Origin of the sequence: Pseudomonas entomophila (assembly GCF_013523165.1) — a bacterium.
Taxonomy (GTDB): Bacteria; Pseudomonadota; Gammaproteobacteria; order Pseudomonadales; family Pseudomonadaceae; genus Aquipseudomonas; species Aquipseudomonas entomophila_A.
This window is the reverse complement of the sequence record NZ_JAAMQI010000011.1, coordinates 60,623-86,763: the sequence shown is the minus strand read 5'-3', so window position 1 is coordinate 86,763 and position 26,141 is coordinate 60,623. Positions and strand designations below refer to the sequence as shown.

At 70.5% G+C, this 26,141-nt stretch carries 5 protein-coding genes; 4 read left to right on the top strand and 1 reads right to left on the bottom strand.

Going from position 1 to position 26,141, the window contains the following annotated elements; all coding sequences use genetic code 11:
• Positions 1 to 32 precede the first annotated feature (32 nt).
• Positions 33 to 22,769 carry a BapA/Bap/LapF family large adhesin gene (locus G7Z99_RS11165; protein ID WP_181093764.1) on the bottom strand — a complete coding sequence of 7,579 codons (22,737 nt, stop codon included), beginning with the start codon at positions 22,767 to 22,769 and terminating at the stop codon, positions 33 to 35.
• A gap of 550 nt (positions 22,770 to 23,319) precedes the next feature.
• On the opposite strand from G7Z99_RS11165, the gene G7Z99_RS11160 reads away from it, so the two are divergent.
• From G7Z99_RS11160 to G7Z99_RS11145, 4 genes are read left to right on the top strand one after another with little or no spacing between them, the layout of a single operon-like run.
• Entirely contained in the window at positions 23,320 to 23,490 is a 171-nt protein-coding gene (locus G7Z99_RS11160) for a KGG domain-containing protein (RefSeq protein ID WP_181093763.1), read from the top strand.
• A gap of 59 nt (positions 23,491 to 23,549) precedes the next feature.
• Positions 23,550 to 23,741 (top strand): hypothetical protein, encoded by a 192-nt coding sequence (locus tag G7Z99_RS11155; RefSeq protein WP_181093762.1) that lies wholly within the window; start codon positions 23,550 to 23,552, stop codon positions 23,739 to 23,741.
• Between the two features lie 19 nt (positions 23,742 to 23,760).
• A complete protein-coding gene (locus G7Z99_RS11150) occupies positions 23,761 to 25,113 on the top strand; it encodes an iron-containing redox enzyme family protein (protein WP_181093761.1) in 1,353 nt (450 codons plus the stop codon).
• Complete coding sequence (locus G7Z99_RS11145; protein WP_181093760.1) at positions 25,113 to 26,084, top strand: methyltransferase; 972 nt, start codon at positions 25,113 to 25,115, stop codon at positions 26,082 to 26,084. The genes G7Z99_RS11150 and G7Z99_RS11145 overlap by 1 nt, the downstream gene beginning before the upstream one ends.
• Positions 26,085 to 26,141 lie beyond the last annotated feature (57 nt).

Sequence of the window (26,141 nt, the reverse complement as noted above, 5' to 3'; positions counted from 1 at the left end):
CCCCCGGTCTGGCGTGCGACGCCGTCCTTGTGTCAAACCACGTGTATGCCGTTCTGTACCCAGAGTTGGTGAGTCGGATCCTCCTGTGGTGTGTATTGAGTGTAGGTCAGACCTTCAGCAACCTGTAGGCCATCTGCCTTCCAGTCGCCAGACAGGTGCACGCTGTCCTGATCGTTGCCCTTGATCAGCAGGGTGCCCGCGTCGCTGTCGGTGATCGACACCAGGTCGGCCAGGCTGACCGTGAGGTCCACGGCGCTGGTGTCGTTCAGGTCGATGACCTCGATGTGACTCAGGCGGTCCTGCAGTTCGCCCAGGTCGATCGCCGCATCGCCACCGGCCCAGAGCAGGGTGTCGGTACCGGCGCCGCCATCGACCGAGACGAAGTTCAGGTCGCTGATGATCAAGGTGTCGTCACCGTCGCCACCACTGAGCGTGATCGCGCCGCCCTGGCTGCCGTCGAGCGTGTCGTTGCCGTCGGTCCCCAGCAGCGTGTGCGCGTCGGACGCCGCCAGCGCATGCAGGGCGGTGTCGTCGCTTTCGACGCTGGCCAGGGCCATGCGCGCCGCCACTGCACCGGCCTGGTTCAGCCCGACCGTCAGGGTGGCGGTGTCGCTGGTGCCGTTGGGGTGTGTCAGGCGGTAGGTGAAGGTGTCCGTCTGGCCGATCACCGTCGAGCTGAGCCCGGCGTTCAAGGTGTAGGCATAGCCGCCGTCGGCCTTGACTAGCAAGGTGCCGTAGGTCCCGGCGATGCTGGTGCCGTTGTAGCCCGGCTGCACGTAGGTGTTGGCGGCTGCCAGCACCGACAGCGTGGTAAAGGCCGACCCGAGCACGTCGGCGCCGCCACCGGCGGTGTCGGTGAGCAGGTTGCCGGTCACCGGCGTGTAGCTGCCGACCACGAACTGGTTGGTGTAGGTGGCCACGTTGGTGAGGCTGACGTTGAGGCTGGTCAGCACCGCCAGGCCGCCCACGCTGACGTTGACCCGGTAGGTGCCCGGCGTCTGGTCATCGATGACCACGCCGCGGGCACCGCCGCCCAGGGTCACCAGTGCCGCGCCGTTCCAGCTCTTGACCAGCACGTACTGCCCAGTGGCCGTGTTGAGCTTGGACAGGCTCAGGTTGAGCGAGCCGGCCAGCGACGCCAGGCTGGTGGACGACAGGGTCAAGGTCAGGTCACTGACGGTGTTGGGGCTGACGGTGAAGCCGTACTGCCCTGAACCGCCGGTGAGCGCGACCGAGGTGACCGTCCCCAGGTTGGTCGTGGTGGTGGTTTCCAGGTTGGCCAGGCTGATGCTGGTGCTGGTCACGTCGTTGGTGGCGTCGACCACCACGGCCGGAGCCGCCAGGTTGGCGTTGTTCCAGACTTCGACCGCCTGCGGGCTGTCGATCCGCACATAGAGCGTCGCGGTGTCGGACAGGCCGTTCGGGTGCACCAGCTGGTAGTTGAACACATCGACCTTGCCGACACTGCTGGCCGTGCCGGTGGCGCGGTAGCTGTAGTTGCCCTGACCATCGAGGGTCAGGGTGCCGTACAGGCCTTGCACCACCGTACCGGTCCCGGCGTTGACGTAGGTGCTGCCGCTCTGCACGCGCAGCACCGCGCCGTTGTCCGGGCCGGTGATGTCGGCCGTGCCATCGGTACCCAGGTCGGTGATCACGTTGCCGGTGATCGCCGCACCGGCCGTGCCCTGGAACTGGGTCAGGCTGGTGACGTCCAGGCGCAGGTTGGAGTCGATGTTGGTGATCACGCTGACGCTGTTGCTGACGAAGTTGAGGCGGTACTCGCCGGCCTGCAGGGTACCGGCGCTGATGCGCACGCCGGTGCCGCTGAGCAGTTGCAGGTCTAGCAGGCCGCCGCTGCCGGTGGTGCCGATGGTCTGCCAGACCCCACTGGCATCCTTGACCTGCAGGTTGTAGGTCGCCTGGGTGCTCAGGTCGAGTACCCCGGCGTTGGTCAGGGTCAGCGTCGGCCTGGCGGTGGTGCCGGCGGCCACGGTGAAGTTGAAGGTGTGGGTGAAGCCCAGGCCGATCACCGTCGGGAAGGTCTCGGCCTGGTTGCTCACCGAGGTCACCGGCGCCAGGGTCACCGTGGCGGTGGTCAGGTTGTCGCTGGCCACCACCGGACGGTCGGCGTCGATGTCCGGCGCCACCAGGGTCGCGGCCGGCGAAACGTTGCCGCGCCCATCGGTGACCACCACGGTCAGGGTCTCACCGTTGATCTGCGCGGCGCGCAGGCCGACGCTGAAGCTGCCGTTGGCCTGCGCCACCGCCGTGCCCAGCACTGTGCCGCCCAGGCCACGCACGCTGACCGTGGCTCCGACTTCCGCGGCCCCGGACAGGGTCAGGCCGTCGGTGCTCAGTTGCAGCCCGCTGGCGGCCACTGGAGGCGTCGTGTCCGGCGCGTTGACGACCAGGGCAGGCGAGACGTTGCCGGCCGCGTCCAGCTGGGTCAGCGTCAGGGCCTGGAAGTTGGTCAGCGGTGGGTTCAGCACCAACGACCAGCTGCCATTGGCGGCCACCACGGCCGTGCCCAGGTCGGTGGCGCCGTTCTTGACCACGATACGGTCGCCGGCGATGCCGGTGCCGCTGACCAGGGTGCCCAGGGCATTGACCGTGGCGCTGGCCGGTGCCACCGGTGGGGTGGTGTCCGGCGCGGTGATCACGGCGGGGGCCGAGACGTTCTGCGCGGCATCGGTCAGGCGCACGTTGAGCAACTGGCCATCGAGCTGAGGCGGCGACAGGGTGACGCTGAACTGGCCCGTGGCGCCGACCGTCGCGGTGCCCAGGGTCTGCCCGGCGGCGTTGGTCACCGTCACCTGCGCGCCGATCTCGCCGGTCCCGCTCAGGGTGACGCCATTGCCGGTGACGGCCAGGTTGCCGGCCAGGGCCGGTGGCGTGGTGTCGCCCGCCGTGGTGGTGACCGCAGGCGACAGGTTGCCCGCCGCATCGGCCTGGCGCACGGTCAGCACCTGGCCGTTGGTCTGCGGGCTGGCCAGCAGCACGCTGAAGTTGCCATCGGCGCCGACCCGGGCGCTGCCCAGCGCCGCGCCGGCCGCCGTGCTGACCGAGACGATCGCGCCCGCTTCACCGGTGCCGTTCAGTTGCAGGCCGTTGCCGACCAGCGCCAGGTTGCCTGGCGCGACCGGTGGGGTGGTGTCCGCAGCGATCAAGGTCGCCACACCGGAGACGTTGGCGGCCGCGTCGGTCAGGGTCACGCCCAGGGATTGGCCATTGGTCTGCGGCGGCGTCAGGGTGATGGCGAAGGTGCCATCGGCCGCGACCGTGCCCAGGCCCAGCAGCGTGGTGCCGCTGGTGACCCGTACCACCGCGCCGGCCTCGCCGGTCCCGGTCAGGCGAGTACCGGCTGCGTTGAGCGCCAGGTTGGTGGCCAGCACCGGTGCCGTGGTGTCGGCGGCGGTGAGCTGCACCACCGGCGAGCGGTTGGCACCGCCATCGATCTGCACGGCGCTCAGCACCTGGCCGTTGGTTTGCGCGCTGCTCAGGGTCACACTGAAGAGGCCGTTGGCACCGACCACCGCGCGGCCCAGTTCCACCCCGGCCGCGTTGCTGATGACCGCCGTGGCGCCGGCTTCGCCGCTGCCGGTGACGGTGGTGCCTGCGCCGTTGAGCGCCAGGTTGGTCAGGGCCACCGGTGGGGTGGTGTCGGCGGCGATGACGATGGCCGGCAGGGAAGGGCCCACCAACGCGATGTTGGCGGTCACCGTCAGGCTCTGGCCGTTGGTCTGTGGCGCGCTCAACTGCACGCTGAAGGTGCCGTTTTCGGCCACCGTGGTGGAGCCGAGCAAGGTGGTGCGATCGGCCCCGAACACGTCGATCCGCACGTTTGCGGTGGCACGTCCCGTCAGCGTGGTGCCTGCCGGGTCCAGGACCAGGTTGGTCGGTGTTTCCGGTGGCAGCACCAGCGGTACGGTGATGGTCGCCACGGACGAAGGGTTGTTCGACGCATCGACCTGCGTCACGTTGAGCACCTGCAGGAACGACGCCGCAGGCGACAAGGTCACCACGAAGGTCCCGTCGGCACCGACCACCGCGGAGCCGAGCGCCGTACCGTTACCGATGCGGACCGTCACCGTGGCCCCGGCTTCGCCACGACCGAACAGTTGATTGAAGCCCGCATTGAGCGACAGGTCGGTCACTGGCAGCGGCGGTGTGACGTCGGGCGAGGTGATCACCAGCGGCGTGGAGACGTTATTGGCGGCGTCGCGGACCGTGATGGTCAGGGGCGCCCCGGTGTCCTGCGGCGTGGTGTAGATCACCGCGAAGCTGCCGTTGACCTCGACCACGGCGGTACCCACCACCGCGCCACTGGCCGTGGCCACGGTGACACGGGCACCGGCTTCGGCCGTGCCGATCAGGAAGCCGACTTCGCTCGTCTCGATCACCGGCACGCCAGGTGGCGTGACGTCGCGGGCGGTCAACGTAGCCGATGGCGACACGTTGCCGGCCGCATCGACCTGCACGAGGGACAAGGCTTGGCCGTTGAGCTGCGGGCTGCTCAGGGTGACCGCGAAGGTCCCGTCGCCGCCCACCGTGGCCGTCCCCAGCACACCACCGACGCCGTTCACACGGACCGTGGCGCCAGCCTCACCCGTGCCGGACAGCACCAGGCCGTTGACGCTCAGCGTCAGGTCGGCGACGGCGATCGGCGCGGTGGTGTCGGGCGCCTGCAAGGCCACCGTCGGCGAGCTGTTGCCCGCCGCATCGACCTGGCGCACGGTCAGGGTCTGACCGTTGGCCTGCACGCTCGACAAGGTGACGCTGAAGCGCCCGTCGGTACCGACCTGGGCCACGCCCAGGACCGTCTGGTCGGCCCCCGTGACCTGCACCCGTGCACCGACTTCGCCGGAACCGGTCACGGCCAGGCCATTGGCCGCCAGCGCGAGGTTGGTCGGCACTGCCGGCGGCGTGGTGTCGGGCGCGGCGAGGTTGACTGCGGCGGCGAGGTTGCCTGCCGCATCGGCCTGCACCACGCTCAGCAGCTGACCGTTGACCTGCGCAGGGCTCAGGGTCACGGTGAAGTTGCCGTTGGCATCGACCGTCGAGGTGCCCAGGCGCGTGGCGCCCAGGAACACCTCGACGGTGGCGCCCGGCTCGCCGAGGCCCGACAGTTGGGTACCGGCCAGGTTGATGGCCAGGCCCGTCACCGCCTCTGGGGCGGTGAGGTCGGGCGCCGTCAGGTTGCTGATCGGCGAAAGGTTGCCTGCCGGGTCGATGACCACGACCGCGAGCGCTTCGCCGTTGACCAGGGCCGGGGTGAGGGTGACGCTGAAGGTGCCGTTGGGGCCGACCGTCACCGTGTCGATGACCTCGCCACCGACCCGGCTGACGCGCACCTGCGCACCGGCTTCGGCGCTGCCGGTCAGGGTGGTGCCGTTGCCGGCGACCACCAGGTTGACGGCAGCGGCCGGCGGCGTCAGGTCCGGGGCGGTGAGGGCGGTGACCGGGCTCAGGTTGCCCTGACCATCGGCCTGCTGCACGGTCAAGGCCTGCAGGTTGATCTGCGGCGTGTTCAGGGTGATGGCGAAGCTGCCATCGGCCTGCACCGTGCCGCTGCCGAGCAGGGTACCGGTGGCACCGCGCACGGTGACCTGCGCGCCTACCTCGCCGGTGCCGCTGACCACGCTGCCGGCCGGGTTGATGACCACGTTCTGCAGCGCCAGGGGCGCGGTGATGTCCGGTGCCACCAGGTTCGACACCGGCGAGACGTTGCCGCTGGCATCGGCCTGCACCAGGGTGACGGCCTCGCCATTGGCCTGCGGCGTCGTGAGCACCAGGGTGAAGGCGCCGGTCGCGCCGACCACCACGGTGCCCAGGCTGGCGCCTGCCGCGTTGCGCGCCGTGACCACGGCCCCGGCTTCGCCGCGCCCGGTGATGCTGGTGCCGGTGCCCGTGAACGCCAGGTTGCTCAGCGCCAGCGGAGCGGTGGTGTCGATGGCCGTGGCTGCAGTGATCGGCGAGACGTTGCCGGCCGCATCGGCCAGGGTCACGTCCAGGGCCTGGCCGTTGGTCTGTGGCGGGGTTAGGGTGACGGCGAAGGTGCCATCGACCCGCACCACGCCGGTGCCCAGCACCAGGCCGGCGGCGTTGGTGACCCTCACCGTGCTGCCTGCTTCACCGACCCCTGTGACCAGCGTGCCGGTCTGGTCGATCACCACGGCGGTCGCCGCCAGCGGCGCCTGACGATCGGCGGCGACCAACGTGACGGCGGCCGACTCGTTGCCGGCGCCGTCGGTCTGGGTCAGGCTCAGGGTCTGCCCGTTGAGTTGCGCGCTGTCGAGCGTGACGCTGAAGCGCCCGTCGGCCCCGACCACGGCGGTGCCGAGGTCCTGGCCGTTGGCATCGCTGACGATGACGCGGGCTCCGGTTTCGCCACGCCCGATCACGGTCAGGCCATCGAGGGACAATTGATAGTCGGTCAAGGCGGCCGGTGGCGTGACGTCGGCGGCGATCAACTGGTTGGGGCCCGAGTTGATGCCGTCGGCGTTGCTGGCGTTGACGGTGAGCACCTCACCATTGAGCTGGGCCGTGGTCAGGTTCACCCGGAAACTGCCATCCGGGTTGACCTGGGCCACGCCGAGCAACTGGCCGTCGAGCGCATGCACGGCGATGCTCGACCCCGGCGTGCCGGTCCCGGTCAGCACCAGGCCGTTGCTGCTCAGGGCCAGGTCGCTCGGCGTATCCGGCGCCAGTTCGCCCGGCGCGGTGATCACCACGGGGCCGGAGACGTTGCCGGCCGCGTCGCTCTGCGTCACGCTCAGCACCGTGCCGGCCAGTACCGGCGGTATCAGCGGGATGTTGAAGGTGCCATTGGCGGTGACGGTGGCGCTGCCCGAAGGCACGCCCGAGGCACTGCTCACGCTGATCAGCGCGCCAGGTTCGCCCAAACCGCTGAGGGTGCTGCCGTCCACCGACACCGACAGGTCCATCGGAATGCCTGGCGGCGTGAGGTCGACAGCGGTCAACAGGCTCGATGGCGAGACGTTGCCGGCGGCATCGCGCGCCGTCACGCTCAGGACCTGGCCATCGAGCTGCGCCTGCTCCAGGGTGAGCTGGAACCGGCCCGTGGCATTGACCACCGTGCGGCCCAGGACGCGCCCGTCGAACGCGCTGACGGTGACGGTGCTGCCGGCTTCGGCACTGCCGCTGAACTGCAGGCCGTTGACGCTGAGGGCCAGTTCGCTGGGCGCGGCCGGTGGCGTCAGGTCCGGCGCGATCAGGTCGATGGCCGGCCCTTCGTTGCCGGGTGGATCCTCTTGGTTGATGGTCAACGGCTCGGCGTTGATCTGCGCCGGGTTCAAGGTGACGCTGAACGAGCCATTGGCAGTGACCAGCGCCGAGCCCAGCTCGGTGCCGTCCAGACCACGCACGAACACCGTCGCCCCCGGTTCGCCCTTGCCGGTGACGATCTGCCCGTCACCGTTGATGACCACATTGGTCAAGGCGGCCGGTGCGCTGATGTCCGGCGCGTTGACCAGGGCATCGACGGAGACGTTGCCAGCCGCATCGACCTGGACCACCTCGACCGTCTGGCCGTTGGCCGGTGCCGGTGCGAGACGGACCGAGAAGTCGCCACTGTCGGCGACGGTGGCAGTGCCCAGCAGGGTGCCACTGGCGTCACGCACTTCGACCCGGGCCCCGGCTTCACCGCGCCCGACCAGCACGCTGCCGTCGCCGCTGACCGACAGGTCGGTGACCGCCGCCGGTGGTGTCCGGTCGGGGGTGAGCAGGGTGGTGGCAGTCGAGGTGTTGTCGGCGGCATCGGTCAGTTCGACACGCAAGGCGGCGCCGGTCAATTGCGGGGCCGGCAAGGTCACGCGGAAGGCGCCGCTGGCATCGACCACGCCTTCGGCCAGCAGGCTGCCGTCGGCGTTGCGTACCTGGACGCTGGCGCCGGCCTCGCCACGCCCGCTGACCACGGTGCCAGCAGCGTTCAGCACGACCTCGGTCGGTGCGGCCGGTGGCTGGATGTCCGGTGCGGTCTGGTTGACGCCGGCCGACACGTTGCCGGCGGCGTCGGTCTGCGTCAGCGTCAAGGCCTGGCCATTGGCCTGGGCAGGGGCCAGCGTGACGGTGAAGACGCCGGCCGGGCTGACCGTGGCCGTGCCGAGCAGGGTGCCGTTGGCATCGGTGACACGCACCGAGGCGCCGGCTTCGCCACGCCCGCTGATCGCGCTGCCATCGGCGGCCACCACGGTGATGATGGGCGCTTCAGGGGCCGTGGTGTCGGCCGCGACCAGCGCGGTCGAGACCGAGGTCTGATCGCCAAGGGTGACGCTGGCGTTGAGCGTCTGGCCGTTGGTCTGTGCAGGGCTCAGGGTGAGGCTGAAAGTGCCGTCGGCACCGACCACCGCCGAGGTGCCGAGCACCACGCCGCCCAGCCCGAGCACGGTCACCGTGCCGCCGGCCGTCGCGCTGCCGGTGAGGGTCACGCCGTCGGCGGACAGTTGCAGGTTCGTCGGGGGTGCCAGTTCCGTGCCCAGTGGGCCGTCCAGGGCAACGCCCGGTGCATCGTTACCGGCTTCGTCGCTGGCGACGACCGACAAGGCATCGCCAGTGACCGCCGGGGGATCGAGGGTGACCACGAACACGCCATTGTCATCGACCGTGGCGGTGCCCAGCGTCACGTCGCCACGGGTGACGGTGACCAGGCTGCCCGGATCGCCATTACCGGACACCGTCGTCCCATCGGCGCTGATCTGCAGGGCGGTGACGGGTGCCGGCGGGGTGAGGTCCTCCGCCACCAGGTTCACGGGCAGAGACGTGCGTGCACCGTCGATGGCCACGACTTGCAGCGTCTCGCCGTCCAGTTGCGGGGCGCTCAAGGTGACGTCGAAGGTGCCGTCGGCCGCAGCGGTGTCGCGGCCGAGCAGGGTGCCGTCGGCACTGCGCACCTCGACCGTGGCGCCCGCCGCCGCGTTGCCGCTGAGCACGGTGCCGGTGGCATCGAGGAGCAGGGCAGACGGTTGGGCCAGCAGCACCACCGGTGCGTCGACGTCCGCGGATGGCGAGACATTGTCGGCGGCATCGGTCTGCACCACGGTCAGGGTCTGGCCGCTGACCTGGGCCGTGTCCAGGGCGAGGCTGAAGCGACCGTCGGCAGCGACGATGGCACTGCCCAGGGCGGCGCCATTGGCGCCAGTGACGGCGACCCGCGCACCGGCTTCGCCGGTCCCGGTCAAGGTCGCGCCATTGGCCGACACGGCCAGGTTCTGCACCGGCTCCGGTGGGGTGATGTCGCGCGCCTGCAACGGCACGCTGGGCGAGACGTTGTCGCTGGCATCGACCTGCGTCACGCTCAAGGCCTGGCCGTCGAGCTGCGCGGTGTCCAGGGTCAGCGCGAAGCGGCCGTCGGCCTCGACCGTGCCGGTGCCGATGATCGCGCCGCTGGCATCGCGCACCTGCACGGTGGCGCCAGGCTCGCCGGCGCCGGTCAGGCCCAGGCCATCGTCGGCCAGCAGCAGGTCGGTGACGACCTCCGGCGCCTGGATGTCCGGTGCGGTGACGGTGGCGTCCGGCGAGACGTTGCCGGCCGCGTCGGTCTGGGTGAGGACCAGCGCCTGGCCATTGGCCTGGGCAGGCGTCAGAGTGATCTGGAAGCGACCGTTGTCGCCCACCTGGCCAGTGCCCACGCGCTGGCCATCGGTGTCGAAAACCTCGACGCGCGCGCCGACTTCACCGGTGCCCGAGGCGATCGAGCCATCCGCGGAGATGGCGACGTCCACCAGCGCCTCAGGCGGCGTGGTGTCGGCCGCCACGGCCAGGACCGGCTCGGAGCGGTTGCCGGCCGGGTCGATCTGCACCACCTGCAGCGGTTGGCCTGCTGCCGGTGCCGCGGTCAGGGGCACGACGAAGCTGCCGTCGGCGGCCACGGTGGTGGTGCCGACCACGGCACCGCTGTCATCGCGCACCACGACCTGAGCACCCGGCTCGCCCGTGCCACTGAGCTGATCACCGGATGCCTCGACGACGAGGTCGGTGACCGGTGCGGGTATCGTCGTGTCCGGTGCCACCAGGTTGACCGGGTCGCTGCTCTGGCCGGCCGGCGAGGTGCCGACCACCGACAGCGATTCGCCGTTGGTCTGAGGCGTGTTCAGCGGCACCGTGAAGACGCCGTCGGCACCGACCGTGGCGCTGCCGAGCACCGCGCCGTCAGCGTCGCGGACGGTGATGGTCGAGCCGGCCTGACCGATGCCGCTCAGTTGCGTGCCGCCGACATCGAGGGTCACGCCGCCTGGCAACAGCGGGTTGAGTACATTGGGCGCATCGACCGGCGCAGGCGTCGACGCATTGCCGCTGGCGTCGGTGAGCGTCACTTCCAGGCGTTCGCCCTGGTTCTGCGCCACGGGCAGGGTGATCGAGAAGCTGCCGGTCGGCCCGACGTCGCCCGTGGCGATGACGGCGCCATCGGCACCGCGCACGGTGACCGTCGCCCCGGCTTCGCCCTGCCCGGACAGCACCAGGCCGTTGGGGTTGACGACCAGGGTATCGGCCGGCGCCGGTGGCGTGCTGTCGGTGGCGGTGATCGGCGTCGGCAGCGATTCGCCGACGGGGTTCAGCACGACGACATCGAGGGCCTGGCCGTTGGTCTGTGGCGTGGCGATCGGCACGCTGAAGGTGCCGTCGTCGCCCACCACCGCACTGCCGAGCACGTTGCCCGCAGCGTCACGCACTTCCACCGTGCTGCCAACGGTACCGGTGCCGGTGACGGTGGTGCCCTGGGCGTCGATGGCCACGCCCGTGGCCGGGGTCGGCGCATCGGCGCTCGGCGCTTCGGCCGGGGCCTCGTCGGACGGCAGGCCCGAGGTATCGACCTGCACCACCGTCACGGCCTGGCCCTCGGCCAAGGGTGGCGCAAGGGCGACCAGGAAGCTGCCCGTGTCATCCACGACACCGGTGCCCAGGGTGATCCCGGCCTGATCGCGCACGGTGACCGCGGCACCGGCCTGGCCCTTGCCGGCCAGGCTGCCGCCATCAGGGCTGATCACCAGGGCAGTGACCGCTGACGGTGGCGTGGTGTCAGGTGCGGTGAGGGTTTCGGCCGGGGCGACGTTGCCCCGTGCATCGACGGCCGTGACGTCGAGGGCCTGGCCGTCGGTCTGGCCGGGCGAGAGGCTGACTACGAAGGTGCCATCCACGGCGGTCACCGCCGAGCCGAGCAGGCGCCCGGCGAAGCTGCGCACGAAGATGCGCAGGCCTGGCGTGGCACGGCCGGTGAGGAAGGCGCCGTCCGCAGACACCGCCAGGTCGGCCGGCGCTTGCGGTTGGATCAGGTTGGGCGCCAGCAGGGCAGTGGCGGTCGAGACGTTGCCGGCCAGGTCGGTCAGGGTGACGCTCAAGGGCTGGCCGATGTCCTGGGCCGGCGTCAGCACCACGGCGAAGGCGCCATCGCTGCCGACGACGGAGGTGCCGAGCAGCACGCCTGCACCGTTGGTGACGGTGACCAGGGTACCGATCTCGCCGCTGCCGGTGATCAGGTTGCCGCTGGCGTTGATCGCCACGTTCACGGCGGCGTCCGGGGCGACGGTGTCGGTCGGGGTGCCAGGGGCGGTGACCGGCGCAGGCGTCGAGGCATTGCCGGCGGTGTCGGTGGCGACCACCGAGACGGTCTGGCCAGGGTTCAGGGCCGGCGACAGGACCAGGGTGAAGTTGCCATCGGCACCGGCGACCGCCGTACCCAGCACGCTGTTGCCCAGCCCGCGCACCTGCACGGTGGCACCGGCTTCGGCGCTGCCCGTGAGACGCGTGCCGTCATCGTTGAAGACCAGGTCGGTCGGCGCGGCCGGCGGGGTGACGTCGGAACTGGTGAACGGCACCGACGGCGAGGTGCCGTCGGCCGTGGCCTGGGTCACGCTGAGGACTTCGCCGTCCAGCTGTGGCGAGGCCAGGTCGACACGGAACGTACCGTCGCCAGCCACCGTGGCAGTGCCCAGCACGGTGCCATCGGCGGCGCGCACGGTGACCGTGGCGCCAGCGACACCGGTCCCGCTCAAGGCGGTGCCGGCCAGGTTCAATTGCAAGGCGTCAGGTGCGGCAGGCGCGTCGGCACCGGCCGGTGCGCTGGCCGAGCCAGGCACCGACGTATTGCCAGCAGGGTCGGTCAGCGTGACCGACAGCGTCTGGCCCTCCTGTTGCGCGGTGCCCAGAGGCACCTCGAAGCGCCCGTCGGCCGCCACCACGGCACTGCCGAGCACGGTGCCGTCGGCATCGCGCACCGTGACCGTGGCGCCGACCTCGCCGGCGCCGGTCAGGCTCAGGCCATCGCTGGCCACTTGCAGGTCGATCGGCAGGGTCGGCGCGGTGCTGTCGGCGGCGACCACGGCAGCGGACGGCGAAGCGTTGCCACCGGCATCGGTCAGGACCACGTTGAGGGTTTCGCCATCGAGCTGGGCGCTGCCCAAGGCGACGCTGAAGCGCCCATCGGTGCCGACCGTGGCGCTGCCCAGCAGGATGCCGTCGGTGCCGCGCACGCTGACGGTGGTCCCGGCCGCGCCAGTGCCGCTGAGGGTCAGCCCGTCTTCGCTCAGTTGCAGGGCGCTCGGCGCGGCAGGTGCCTGGGCACCGTCCGGCGCCTGGGCAGTGATGCGCGGCGACACGTTGCCGGCGGGGTCGGTCAGGGTGACCGACAGGGTCTGGCCATCGGTCTGCGGCGTACCCAGTGGCACGCTGAAGCTGCCGTCGGCCGCGACCACGGCGGTGCCCAGCAGCACGCCGCCCGGGCCACGAACGGCGACGCTGGCGCCGACTTCGCCGGTACCGCTCAGGGTGACGCCATCGGCGCTGACCTGCACGCCGGCGGCGGCCACGGGCGCCGTGACATCGTTGGCCTGCACGGTGGTGGACGGCGAGACGTTGCCTGCCCCGTCGTCCTGCACCACGGTCAGGGTCTGCCCGTCGAGCTGGGCCTGGTTCAGCGGCACGCTGAAGGTGCCATCGGCGGCCACCACGGTGCTGCCGAGCAGGTTGCCGTCGGCATCGCGCACGGTGACCGTGGCACCGGCCTGGCCGGTGCCGTTGAGGGTCGTGCCGGTGGTGCCGAGGAACAGGCCGGTGGGCGCGTCTGGGGCATCCGGGCTGGACGGGGCGGTCGCAGTGCCTGTGCCGGACAGGTTACCGGCACGGTCGCTCTGTTCGACCGACAGCGTCTGGCCTGCCAGTTGCGGGGTATTCAGCTCAACCGTGAAGCGCCCTTGGGCGTCGACCAGGGCGGTGCCCAATGGGCTGCCATCGGCGGCGCGTACGGTGACTTGGGCACCCGGCTCGCCGACGCCGGTCAGCGCCAGGCCGGTGATGTCGATGGAAAGATCGGTAGGCGCTGCCGGTGCGGTGACGTCCGGCGCGGTGAGGTCGGCCGACGGCGAACGGTTGCCGGCAGCATCGGTCAGCACGGCGGTCAGGCGCTCGCCATTGAGCTGCGCGCTGCCGAGGTTGACCACGAAGGAGCCGTCGGCGGCCACGGCAGCCGTGCCGAGGGTCGCACCGGTCGGTCCGCGCACCGTGACCAGGGTGCCTGGCGCCCCGGTACCGGTCAGGGTCAGGCCGTTGTCGCTCAGTTGCAGGCCGGCTGGCGCAGGCGGTGCCCCGGCACCGGCCGGCGCTGTGGCCTGCACGCTGCTCGAGACGTTGCCAGCGGCATCGGCCTGCTGCACCGACAGGCTCTGGCCGCCTGTCTGCACGGTTGCCAGCGGCACGCTGAAGGTGCCGTCGTCGCCCACCACGGCGGTCCCGAGCACGGCCCCGTTCGGACCACGCACGGTGACGATGGCACCGACCTCGCCGGTGCCGTTCAAGGTGGTGCCGTCGCTGCTCACCTGCAGGCTGGCCGGCGCCACGGGTGCAGTCACGTCGGCGACGACGAGTTCGACCGATGGCGAGGTGTTGCCCTGGGCATCGACCTGGGCGACGGTCAGGGCCTGGCCGTCGAGTTGCGGCGCGCTCAGCGGCACGCTGAACGTCCCGTCGGCGGCGACCACGGCACTGCCCAGCACGCTGCCATCGGCAGCGCGCACGGTGACGGTGGCGCCGACCTCGCCGGTCCCGGTGAGGGCCAGGCCGTTGGCGCTGAGTTGCAGGCCGCCCGGTGCTTCCGGCGCGTCGACGCCGATCGGTGCCGTGGCCGCGGTAGCCGGCGACACGTTGCCGGCACGGTCGGTCAGGGTCACGCCAAGGACTTGGCCGTCCACCTGGGCGGCATTGAGGGTGACCACGAAGGTGCCGTCGCCGGCCACCACCGCCGTGCCGAGCACGGCACCCGCGGCGCTGCGCACAATCACCGTGGCACCGGCCTCGCCGGTACCGTTCAGGCTCAGGCCGTCAGCGCTCACCTGCAGGCCAGCCGGCGCCAGCGGGGCGCTGACGTCCGGCACGCTCAGGGCGTTGGACGGTGAGCTGTTGCCTGCGGCATCGGTCTGCACCACGGCCAGGGTCTGGCCATCGAGCTGAGCGCTGCCCAGCGGCACGCTGAAGGTGCCGTTGGCCGCGACCACGGCGGTGCCGAGGATGCCGCCATCCGTACCGCGTACGGTGACGGTGGCGCCCGCTTCACCGGTGCCGCGCAGGGTCAGGCCATCGGCGCTGATCTGCAGATTGCCGGGCGCAGTGGGCGCCTGGCCATCGACCGGCGCCTGGGGCGCGTAGGCGGTCGCGGCAGGCGACAGGTTGCCAGCGGCATCGGCCTGCTCGACGGTCAGGGCCTGGCCAGCCCGTTGCGGTGCGTTCAGCGAGACGCTGAAGGTGCCATCGGTGCCGACCTGAGCAGTGCCCAGCGCGGTGCCGTCCGGCCCACGCACGGTGACTGTGGCACCGGCTTCGCCGCGCCCGTCCAGGGTCAGGCCATCGGTGCTGACCCGCAGGTCGGTCGGGGCGATCGGTGCCGTGACGTCGGCGCTGGCCAATGGGGTCGTTGGTGACAGGTTGCCAGCCCGGTCGACCTGCTCGACGTCGAGGGTCTGACCATTGAGTTGCGGGCTGTCCAGGGTCACGCGGAAGCTGCCATCGGCGGCGACCTGGGCGCTGCCCAGGGAGCGGCCTTCGGCATCGCGCACGGTGACCGTCGCCCCTGGTTCGCCTGTCCCGGTCAGCGTCAGCCCATCGGCGCCGAGCGCCAGCCCGGTCGGTGCATCCGGGGCGGTGACGTCAGGGGCGGTCAGGGAGATCGAGGCCGAGGTCTGACCGTCGGCGGTCTGGGTGACACGCAGCACTTCGCCGTCGAGCTGCGCGGTGCCCAGCGTCAGGGTGAAGGCGCCATCGGCGCCGACCACGGCAGTGCCCAGCACGGCGCCATTGGCGTCCCGCACGGTGACGGTGGCACCGGCCTCGCCGGTACCGGTCACGCTCAGGCCATCCTGGCTCAGTTGCAGGCCGGCGGGTGCGGCCGGGGCATCGGCCCCTGTGGGGGCGGTGGCCGCGACGGCCGGGGAAAGGTTGCCCGCCGCATCGGTCTGCGACACGCTCAGCACCTGCCCGGCCAACTGGGCAGCGCCCAAGCTGACGGTGAAGGTGCCGTTCGCCGTGACCACGGCGCTGCCGAGCAGGCTGCCATCGGCGCTGCGCACCTCGATGCGCGCACCGGGCTCGCCGGTACCGGTCAGGCTCAGGCCGTCGGCGGTCACTTGCAGGTTGCTCGGCGCCACCGGCGCGGTGGTGTCGGCAGCGGTCAGGCCGATGACCGCCGAGGTGTTGCCGGCGGCGTCGGTCTGTTCGAGGGTCAGGCGCTGACCGGCGCGTTGCGGCACGTCGAGCGTGACGTCGAACACACCATTGGCCGCGACCACGGCACTGCCCAGGGCGGTGCCATCGGCAGCCCGGACCGTGACCGTGGCACCCGGCTCGCCACGCCCGCTGACCACGCGGCCTTCGGCATTGAGCACGGCGTCGGTCGGCGCTGCCGGAGCGGTGACGTCCGGTGCGTCGAGTACCACGCTGGGCGAAGCGTTGCCGGCCGCGTCGGTCTGGCTCAACGACAAGGCCTGGCCGTCGAGCTGCGGTGTGCTCAGCGTCAGGGTGAAGGTGCCGTCGGCGGCGACCAGGGCGCTGCCGAGCAGGCGACCATCGGCGGCGCGCGCGGTGACGGTGGCGCCGGCCTCACCGGTGCCAGTGAGGGTGCGGCCATCCGTGCCGAGCACCAGGTCATCGAGCGCGCCCGGTGCGGTCACGTCGGCAGCGACCAGGGCAGTGGACGATGAGGTGCCACCGGCCGTGGCCTGGCGCACGTCGAGGGTCTCGCCATTGAGCTGCGCGGTGGTCAGGGTGACGCTGAAGGTGCCATCGGCGCCCACGAGCGCAGTGCCCACTACGGCGCCACCGACACTGCGCACGGTCACCGTGGCGCCAGCGACGCCGGTACCGGTCAGGATCAGGCCGTTGCTGCTCAGGGCCAGGGCCGTCGGGGCGTCGGGTGCTTGCGCGCCTTGGGGCGCGAAGGCCGCTGCGCTTGGCGACAGGTTGCCCGCCGCGTCGACTTGCTCGACGTTCAACTGCTGGCCTTGCTGTTGCGCCGCCGTGAGGGTGACGGTGAAGGTGCCATTGGCCGCGACCGTGGCACTGCCGAGCAGGGTGCCGTCGGCAGCGCGGACGTTGACCGTGGCGCCAGGTTCGCCGCGGCCGCTCAGGCTCAGGCCATCGGTGGTCACGCGCAGGTCGGCCGGTGCGTTCGGCGCGGTCAGGTCGGCGACGGTCAGGGGGGTGGTCGAGGACAGGTTGCCAGCGGCGTCGGCCTGCTGGACGGTCAGGCGCTGGCCATCCAGCTGCGGACGATTGAGGGTCAGGCTGAAGGTACCGTCGGCACCGACCAGGCCCGTGCCCAGCAAGGTGCCTTGGGCGTCGCGAACGCTCACGGTCGCCCCAGGCTCGCCGCTGCCGGTGAGGGTCACGCCATCGGTTGCCAGTTGCAGGGCACTCGGCGCGACGGGCGCCGTGACGTCCGGCGCGGTCAGCGCTGCTGCCGGTGAGGCATTGCCAGCGGCGTCGGCCTGGACCACGGACAAGGCCTGGCCATTCTGCTGCACGCTGCCGAGCGGCACGCTGAAGGTGCCGTCGGCAGCGACCGTGGCCACGCCCAGCACCGTACCGGCCGTATCACGCACGGTTACCCGCGCGCCCGGCTCGCCGGTGCCGCTGAGGGTCCGACCGTCGTCGGCCAGTTGCAGGCCGGTCACCGCTGAGGGCGCGGTGACGTCGGCGGCGACCAGGGCCGTGGACGGGGAGCTGGCACCCTCCGGGGTGCTCTGCACCACGCTCAGCGTCTCGCCATTGAGCTGGGCGCTGCCGAGGGTCACGCTGAAGCGGCCATCGGCGCCCACCACGGCACGGCCCAGGACCTGCCCATCGGCACCCCGGACGGTGATGGCGTCACCCGCCTCGCCGGTGCCCGAGAGCGTCAGGCCATCGGCGCTGAGCGCCAGGCCGGTGGGCGCGTCGGGCGCATCGGCACCCACCGGCGCGAAGGCCGAGGCCGTCGGCGAGACGTTGCCGGCCGCATCGGTCTGGTCCACGGACAGTGATTGGCCGTCGAGCTGAGCGGTGCCCAGGGTGACGGTGAAGGTGCCATCGGCGGCCACCACGGCGGTGCCCAGGGTGGCACCGGCAGCATCACGGACGGTCACGGTGGCGCCCGGCTCGCCCAGGCCGCTCAGGCTCAGGCCATCGGTGGCCACCTGCAGCGCAGTCGGCGCGGCCGGGGCGGTGACGTCGGCCACGACCAGTTCACTGGCAGGCGAGGCGTTGCCAGCGGCATCGGCCTGGGTGACCGACAGGGTGACCGCGTCCACCTGGGCGCTGTTCAGGATGACGCTGAACGTGCCATCGGTGCCGACCGTCGCGCTGCCCAGCACGTTGCCATTGGCGCCACGGACGGTGACGGTGGCGCCGGGTTCGCCGGTGCCGGTCACGGTCAGGCCATCGCCACTCAGGGCCAGGTCGGCCGGTGCCTCCGGCGCCGTCACGTCGGCAGCGGTGTAGGACGCCGACGGCGAGGTGCCTGCGGCGTTGGCCTGCACGGCGGTCAGGGTTTCGCCATTGAGCTGCGGCGCGGCGAGGGTCACGGCGAAGGTGCCGTCGGCGGCCACCACGGCGGTGCCCAGCACGCTGCCATCAGCGGCGCGCACGGTCACGGTGCTGCCGGCCTCGCCGGTGCCGGACAAGGTCAGGCCGTCGGCGCTCAGGGTCAGCCCCGCAGGCGCGGCAGGCGCATCGGCGCCGATGGGCGCGAAGGCCGAGGTCACTGGCGAGACGTTGCCGGCCGCGTCGGTCTGGGCGACCGTCAGCGCCTGGCCGTCGAGTTGCGCAGCGTCCAGGTTCACGGTGAAGGTACCGTCTGCAGCCACCACCGCGGTGCCCAGTACGGCGCCGTTGGCATCACGGACGCTGACGGTGGCGCCCGGCTCGCCGGTACCGCTCAGGCTCAGGCCATCGTTGGCGACCACGACGTTGCCGGGCGCCTGGGGCGCGGTCACGTCAGCGACCGGCAGTTCGACGCTGGCCGACACATTGCCGGCCCGGTCGGCCTGTTCGACGGACAGGGTCTGCCCGTTCAGTTGCGGGCTGCTCAGCGTCACGCTGAACGTGCCGTCGGCACCGACCACGGCATTGCCGAGCACGCTGCCCGACGCATCGCGTACGGTGACGGTGGCGCCCGGTTCACCGGTGCCGGTCACGGTCAGCCCATTGCCACTGAGGCTCAGGTCGGTCGGTGCCTGCGGTGCCGTCACGTCGGCAGCGGTGTAGGACGCCGACGGGGAGGTGGCGCCGTCGGCGTCGGCCTGGACCGCCGTCAGGGTTTCGCCGTCGAGTTGCGCGGTGGTCAAGGTGACGGCGAAGGTGCCGTCGGCCCCGACCACGGCGGTACCCAGCACGTTGCCATTGGCGCTGCGCACGGTGACCGTGGCGCCCGGTTGGCCGACACCGGACAGCGTCAGGCCATCGGCGCTGAGCGCCAGGTTCGTCGGGGCATCGGGGGCATCGGCGCCCACCGGTGCGAACGCCGACGTGACCGGGGAGACGTTGCCGGCCGCGTCGGTCTGTTCGACGCTCAACAGCTGGCCTTCGAGCTGGGCGGTGCCCAGGCCCACGGTGAAGGTGCCGTCTGCCGCGACCACGGCGGTGCCCAGGACCGCGCCGTTGGCGTCGCGCACCGTCACGGTAGCGCCGGGTTCGCCGACCCCGCTCAGGCTCAGGCCATCATTGGACACGGCGACGTCGCTCGGCGCCTGCGGCGCTGTCACGTCCCGGGCCTGTACGTCGGCGGCGGTCGAGGCATTGCCGGCGCGATCGACCTGATCCACGGACAGGGTCTGGCCGTTCAGTTGCGCGCTGCTCAAGGTGACACTGAAGGTGCCGTCAGCGCCCACGATGGCACTGCCGAGCAAGGTGCCCGAGGCATCACGGACGTTGACGGTGGCGCCAGGCTCGCCGGTGCCGGTGAGGGTCGCGCCATCAGCCGCCAGTTGCAGGGCGCTTGGCGCGTCCGGGGCGGTGACGTCGGCGGCCGTGTAGGACGCCGAAGGGGAGGTGGCGCCGTTGGCGTCGGCCTGGACCGCCGTCAGGGTTTCGCCGTTGAGTTGCGCCGTGGTCAGGGTGACGGCGAAGGTGCCATCTGCGCCGACCACGGCCGTGCCCAGCACGCTCCCGTCGGCACCGCGAACGGTGACCGTGGCGCCGGGTTGCCCGACGCCGGACAAGGTCAGGCCGTCGGCGCTCAGCAAGAGGCCGGTGGGGGCGTCAGGCGCATCGGCGCCAATGGGCGCGAAGGCTGCGGCGGTCGATGACACATTGCCGGCGGCATCGCGCTGCTCGACGGTCAGTGCCTGGCCTTCGAGTTGTGCGGTGCCCAGGCCGACGGTGAAGGTGCCATCGGCTGCGACGATCGCCGTCCCGAGCACCGTGCCCGTGGCATCGCGCACGGTGACGGTGGCGCCTGGCTCGCCCGTCCCGCTCAGGCTGAGGCCGTCGTTGGCGACCGAGACGTTGGCGGGTGCTGCAGGCGCGGTCACGTCGGCGGCCACCACCTCGCTCGAGACCGATGCATTGCCAGCACGGTCGGTCTGTACCACCGACAAGGTCTGGCCATTCAATTGGGCGGCGCTCAGGGTGACCGTGAAGGTACCATCGGCCTGCACCACGACGCTGCCGAGCAGGTTGCCCGAGGCGTCGCGCACGCTGACCGTGGCGCCGGGTTCGCCGGTGCCGGTGAGCGTCACACCGTCGGTGGCCAGTTGCAGGTCCGCGAGTGCCTCCGGCGCGGTCACGTCGGCTGCGGTGTAGGCTGCGGAAGGGGACGTCGCGCCGTCGGCGTTGGTCTGCACGGCGGACAGGGTTTCGCCGTTGAGTTGCGCACTGCTCAGCGACACGCTGAACGTGCCGTCGGCCCCGACCACGGCCGTACCGAGGACCGCACCATCGGCGCCGCGCACCGTGACGGTGTTGCCGGGCGCGCCCACACCGCTCAGGGTCAGGCCATCGGTGCTCAGGGCCAGGTTCGTCGGGGCATCAGGGGCATCGGCCCCGATGGGGGCGAAGGCCGAGACCACGGGCGACACATTGCCGGCGGCGTCGGTCTGCACGACGCTCAGGGATTGACCGTCGAGCTGGGCGGTGCCCAGGCCCACGGTGAAGGTGCCGTCTGCCGCGACCACGGCGGTGCCCAGGACCGCGCCATTGGCGTTGCGCACGGTCACGGTGGCGCCCGGCTCACCGCGGCCACTGAGGCTCAGGCCATCGTTGGCCACTTGCACGTCGGTCGGCGCCTGCGGGGCGGTGAGGTCGGCGGCGGTGTAGGGCGTGGCGGTGGAGGTGAGGCCAGCTGCATTGGTCTGCACGGCGGACAGGGTTTCGCCGTTGAGCTGAGCGGTCGACAGGGTGAGGGTGAAGGTGCCGTCTGCGCCCACTACCGCCGTGCCGAGCACGCTGCCGTCGGCGGCGCGGACGGTGACCGTGTTGCCCGGTTGGCCCGTCCCGGTAAGGGTCAGGCCGTCGGCGCTCAAGGCCAGATCGGCAGGCGCTGGTGGGGCGTCCGCGTTCGTCGGTGCGGTCGCCACGGCCCCGGCGGACGTGTTGCCGGCCGCGTCGGTCTGGGTGACGGTCAAGGCCTGGCCGTCGAGCTGGGCACTGCCCAGGGTGACGGTGAAGCTGCCATTGGCCGCGACCACGGCGGTGCCCAGCACGGCGCCGTCCGGGCCGCGCACGGTAACCGTGGCCCCAGGCTCGCCGGTGCCGGTCAGGGTCAGGCCATCGGCGCCCACTTGCAGGCCCGTGGGCGCGGCGGGGGCGGTGACGTCGGCGGCGACGAAGGTGGCCGAAGGCGAAACGAGCCCTTCAGGGTTGGCCTGAACCACGCTCAAGGTTTCACCGTTGAGCTGTGCACTGCCCAGCGACACGCTGAAGGTGCCGTCGGTGGCGACCACGGCGGTGCCCAGCAGGGCACCATTGGCACCACGAACGGTGACGGTGTCCCCGGGTTCGCCGCGCCCGGTCAGGGTCAGGCCATCGGCGCTGAGGGCCAGCGCCGTGGGTGCTGGAGGGGCATCGACCCCCGTGGGTGCAAGGGCCGAGGCGGTCGGGGAGACGTTGCCGGCGGCGTCGGTCTGTTCGACGCTGAGGGTCTGGCCGTTGGTCTGTGCGCTGCCCAGGGGCACGCTGAAGGTGCCGTCGGCGCCAACCACGGCGGTGCCGAGCACGGCCCCGTTGGCGCCACGCACGGTGACCGTGGCGCCGGGTTCGCCAGTACCGGTCAGGGACAGGCCATCGGCACTGACCGCCAGGTTGGCCGGCGCTGCAGGCGCGGTCACGTCGGCGGCGGTCAGCGACGCGTCTGTGGACGTGTTCCCCGCAGCGTCGGTCTGATCGACCGTCAAGGTCTGGCCGTCGAGCTGAGGCGCGCTCAGGCCGATGCTGAACGTCCCGTCGGTAGCCACCACGGCACTGCCCAGCACGCTGCCATCGGCACTGCGTACGGTGACGGTGGCGCCCGGTTCGCCCGTGCCGGTCAAGGTCAGGCCGTCGGCGCTCAGCTGGAGGTTGTCAGGTGCGGCGGGCGCTTGGGTATCCGGCGCGGTGATGACCACAGGGTCGGAGGTCGCGCCGGTCGGGTCGGTCTGGTCGACGATCACCGTCTGGCCATTGTTCTGTGGCGTGCCGAGCGGCACGGTGAAGCTGCCGTCAGCGCCGACCACCGTGCTGCCCAGCAGGGTGCCGTCCGGGCCGCGCACGTTCACCGTCGCGCCCGGAAGGCCCGTGCCGCTCAGCGACAGGCCATCGGGGGACAGGACCAGGTTGGTCGGTGCGGTGGGCGTGACGGGTGTTGGCGTGCCGCCACCGCCGCCACCGCCGCCGCCGCCCCCACCGGCCGCTGCCGCTGCGCCCCCTGCGCCCAGCAGGCCAAGGCCGGCGAAGGCGAAGGTCTGGTTGGCGGAAATCACGTCGGTGCTCGCCAGCAACTCGTCGAGCGAGTCGACTTCGTTGAAGGTGAACCCGTCGAAGGGTTCGGTGCTGTACTGGGCCTGCCACATGACACCGTCGTCGCCGGTGAACACGACATCGCTCTGATTGCCCTCGGCATCGGCGGTGAAGAAGTTGCCGATGCGCACGCGCTCGCCCGATTTCAGGTTGATGGTCAGGTCCTGGCCGCTGCGGCTGACCGACGCGACCTGGGACGGCGAGACGGGCATCTGCACCACGCCAGGCCCACTGAGTTGAACGGAATTGCCCTGCAGGTTGCTGATCTGTGAAGTGGCTTTATCGGCGACGACGATGTTTTCCATGACAACTCCTGTCCAATTCCCTCGAATACCGCTGAGGTCAGACCAGGCGACTCTGTAAGCAGATTCGGTGAAGCGCGTCGTGCCTTTACCGAGAAGAGCGCCCTATAACTCCCTGACGTCAGCTAGCGATCTGTGCCCTATGGCTGAAAAGGGGTATAGCGCGGCGGATTTCACTTGATGGGGTGTCAAAAACTCGACCGGGGGTCAAAAAGGGCACCAGAACGGGGCATTGGATCCCATAAGCCCCTGTAAACGTTGCGTTACACCTGCGTGTGATAAACGGTACACCGTTCGTCGGGCAAGGCGTCATGTCGAGAATTTGGCACGTTGCACAAGCACGTTCGCCCACTGCATGACGCCAGGGCGACACGTGGCTGTCAGGCAGGTCCAGAGGTCACCATGAGCACGCCGAGAAAGAGGCGTTGCCTCGAAGAAGGGCGACCGCTGATCCGACCTGGTGCAGAAAAATCGAATCTATCGCGAATGTGTCGATCGGAATCTATGCACGGTGCGAAGCCCGTGTCCTATAACCCTCATGAGGTGAACGATCATGGCCAGTAACAAGCAAGGCGGCAGCCAGAGCAGTAGCGGTCAGAAAGGTAGTGGCAACTTCGCAGACGACCGCCAGAAGGCTTCCGAAGCCGGCAAGAAAGGCGGGAAGGCCTCCGGGACTTCTCACGACAAGTCCTCGGAATCCGGACACAAAGGCGGTCGATCCTAACGTGCGACGCGCGGCGCCCGCCTGTGGCGCCGCGCGTTGTCGACCCCAAGGAGCACTTCATGCGCATCGCCCCGATCCTTTGCCTGTCGACCAGCCTGATCCTGTTGGGTGGCTGTTTCGACCGCAGCGACCATCCGGCCAAGGATGCTGATCAAAGCAAACCTTCCCTGTTGATGAAACAGCCTGACAAGCCGATCACGAGCCCTACGGCTGAGACCCAGCCGGCGCCTTCATCCGAACAAGACCATTGACGTCCAAGAGGGCAGCCCCATGACCGTCATGACCCGCAAGGCGACCGCCACCCGTAGCACCGCTCCGATCAACGTGCCTGTCACGGCCACTACCCTCAAGGATCGCTACCAGGCCCTGTTGGCCGGCAACCCCGTCGACAGCGCGCGCTGGCTTGCGCAGCAGCTCGAAGGGACACGCGCCATGGCCGACGACCTGCCAGAGACCGCTGCAGGCCTGGACGACTGGACCGCGCGTCACGCCGCCCGTGTCGCGTCTGCCTATGCGGCCTACCTGAAAGCCCGTCAGGCCGGCGAACCCCGCCGTTATTTCGCCAATCGCTCCCAAGCGCTCTATTTTCTCCAACAGGTGACACCGACCAAGGTGGTCGATGGCGCCTGGTTGTATGGCACGCTGCACCACTGGCAGGACCCGCGCTACCACGGGCTGATCCGCACCTACCTCGAAGAGCTGGGTGACGGCGACCTGCGCAGCAACCATGTCTTGATCTACCAGCGTCTGATGAGCCGTCTCGGGTGTCTCGAAGCGGTGCCGTTGGACGATGCGCGCTACCTGCAAGGTGGCATCCAGCTGGCGCTCGGCCTGCACAGCGATGCATTCCTGCCGGAAGTCATCGGCTACAACCTGGGCTACGAACAGCCGCCGCTGCACTTGCTGATCACCACGTACGAGTTGGCCGAACTGGGCATCGACGGGTTCTATTTCCAGTTGCACATCACCATCGACAACGCGGCCAGCGGGCATGCCCGCAAGGCCATCGAGGCGCTGCACCAGCTGTGCCCCGAGCACGAGGCCGAAGCGTTCTACGAACGCGTGCGCCAGGGCTATCGCCTCAACGACCTCGGCATCGACACACCGTCGTTGATCGGTGCGTTCGACCTGCACGGCGAGCTGGTGGCGAGCCTGGAGCGCAAACGGGTGTTCGGCCAGTTCATGCATGCCGACCATTGCCGTCTCGAAGGCCGCACCATCAACCAGTGGCTGGCACCGGGCGAGAGCATGTCGGCCTTCCTCACGGCGCTGGAGAACCAGCGTTGGGTCCGGCGCGGTGCCGACCCCATGGAAAGCCGCTTCTACCGATTGCTGGAAGGCCCGACCGCGCCCATGTTCGGGGTCTTCAGCCCCTATGAGCGCCAGCTGTGGCATGACTGGATCGCTGCCGACTGGCAAGGCCCGGCGCCACGCCGAGTGATGCCAGGCAAGTGGGAAGCCTCGCTGAAGATCGATGAGCCATCGGCCGGACGCGCGTCCCAGGCCTCGGTCACGGACCTGATCGAGCAGATGTTCGGCAACCGGCACGCCTTGCCCGAAGGCCTGCAAGCCACACGTGACTACATTCGCCATACCGGCCTAGCGGAAGGGAGACCCTGCTGATGGTGTTGTCCGACACCCCGATTCACGATCACGACCTGATTCAGGCCGACGCGGCCCTGCTGGAGCTGGCGCATTGGCTGAAACAGGAGCGCTACCGCTTCACCAGCGTCACGCCGGTCACCCACCAGCGCAACAATGCACGGGCAACTGCCCAGCAAGCGTTCACGCTGCGCGATGTGTTCGGCTGGAACCGTCCCTTTTCCCTCGCACTGCTCGACGATGACCGCCTGCAGCTGATGTCGGCCGCGCAGGTCCTGGACGAGCAGGGCAAGGCGTTTCGTAGCCAGGTCCGCTGGTCGACCCTGGACGACCTGTTGCTGGTGCATTCCGGCTACCCGACCGACCGCACCGATGCGGTGTTCTTCGGCCCCGACAGCTACCGTTTCGCGCGCGTCATCCAGGCGCACCTGCAGACCCACGCCCACCGTATCCAGCGGGCCGTGGACATCGGCTGCGGCAGCGGCATCGGCGGGCTGCTGATCGCCAAGGCCGTGCCTCGGGCCGAGGTCATGGGCGTCGACATCAACCCGCTGGCGCTGCGTTACACCCAGGTCAACGCGGCTGCCGCAGGCGTGACGAACCTGACGGCGCAGCGCAGCGACATTCTGGCTGACACGTCGGGCACCTTCGACCTGATCGTGGCCAACCCGCCCTACATGGTGGACGGGCAGGAGCGCACTTATCGCCATGGCGGCGGCAACTTGGGCAGTGACCTGTCCCTGCGCATCCTGGAGCAGGCTTGTGAGCGCTTGAGCGTGGGCGGCAGCCTGCTGCTGTATTCGGGCATCGCGATCGTCGAAGGCCGCGATGGCTTCCTCGAGGCCGTGCGCCTGCGACTGGCCGGTCCGGGCTGGAGCTGGACCTACGAAGAAATCGACCCGGACGTGTTCGGCGAGCAGCTCGATGAACCAGGGTATGAAGCCGTCGAGCGCATCGCAGCCGTCAGCCTGACCGTCACGCGCGTGCACTGAAGAACAAGACCTGCCCTCGATGCGTGTCGGGGGCAACCGGAAGGATCACTGATCCAC

What these genes read in the sequence shown, in the direction of transcription:
- G7Z99_RS11165 (WP_181093764.1), bottom strand. Translation starts at nt 22,769, where the DNA reads ATGGAAAACATCGTCGTCGCCGATAAAGCCACTTCACAGATCAGCAAC.
- G7Z99_RS11160 (WP_181093763.1), top strand. Translation starts at nt 23,320, where the DNA reads ATGGCCAGTAACAAGCAAGGCGGCAGCCAGAGCAGTAGCGGTCAGAAA.
- G7Z99_RS11155 (WP_181093762.1), top strand. Translation starts at nt 23,550, where the DNA reads ATGCGCATCGCCCCGATCCTTTGCCTGTCGACCAGCCTGATCCTGTTG.
- G7Z99_RS11145 (WP_181093760.1), top strand. Translation starts at nt 25,113, where the DNA reads ATGGTGTTGTCCGACACCCCGATTCACGATCACGACCTGATTCAGGCC.
- G7Z99_RS11150 (WP_181093761.1), top strand. Translation starts at nt 23,761, where the DNA reads ATGACCGTCATGACCCGCAAGGCGACCGCCACCCGTAGCACCGCTCCG.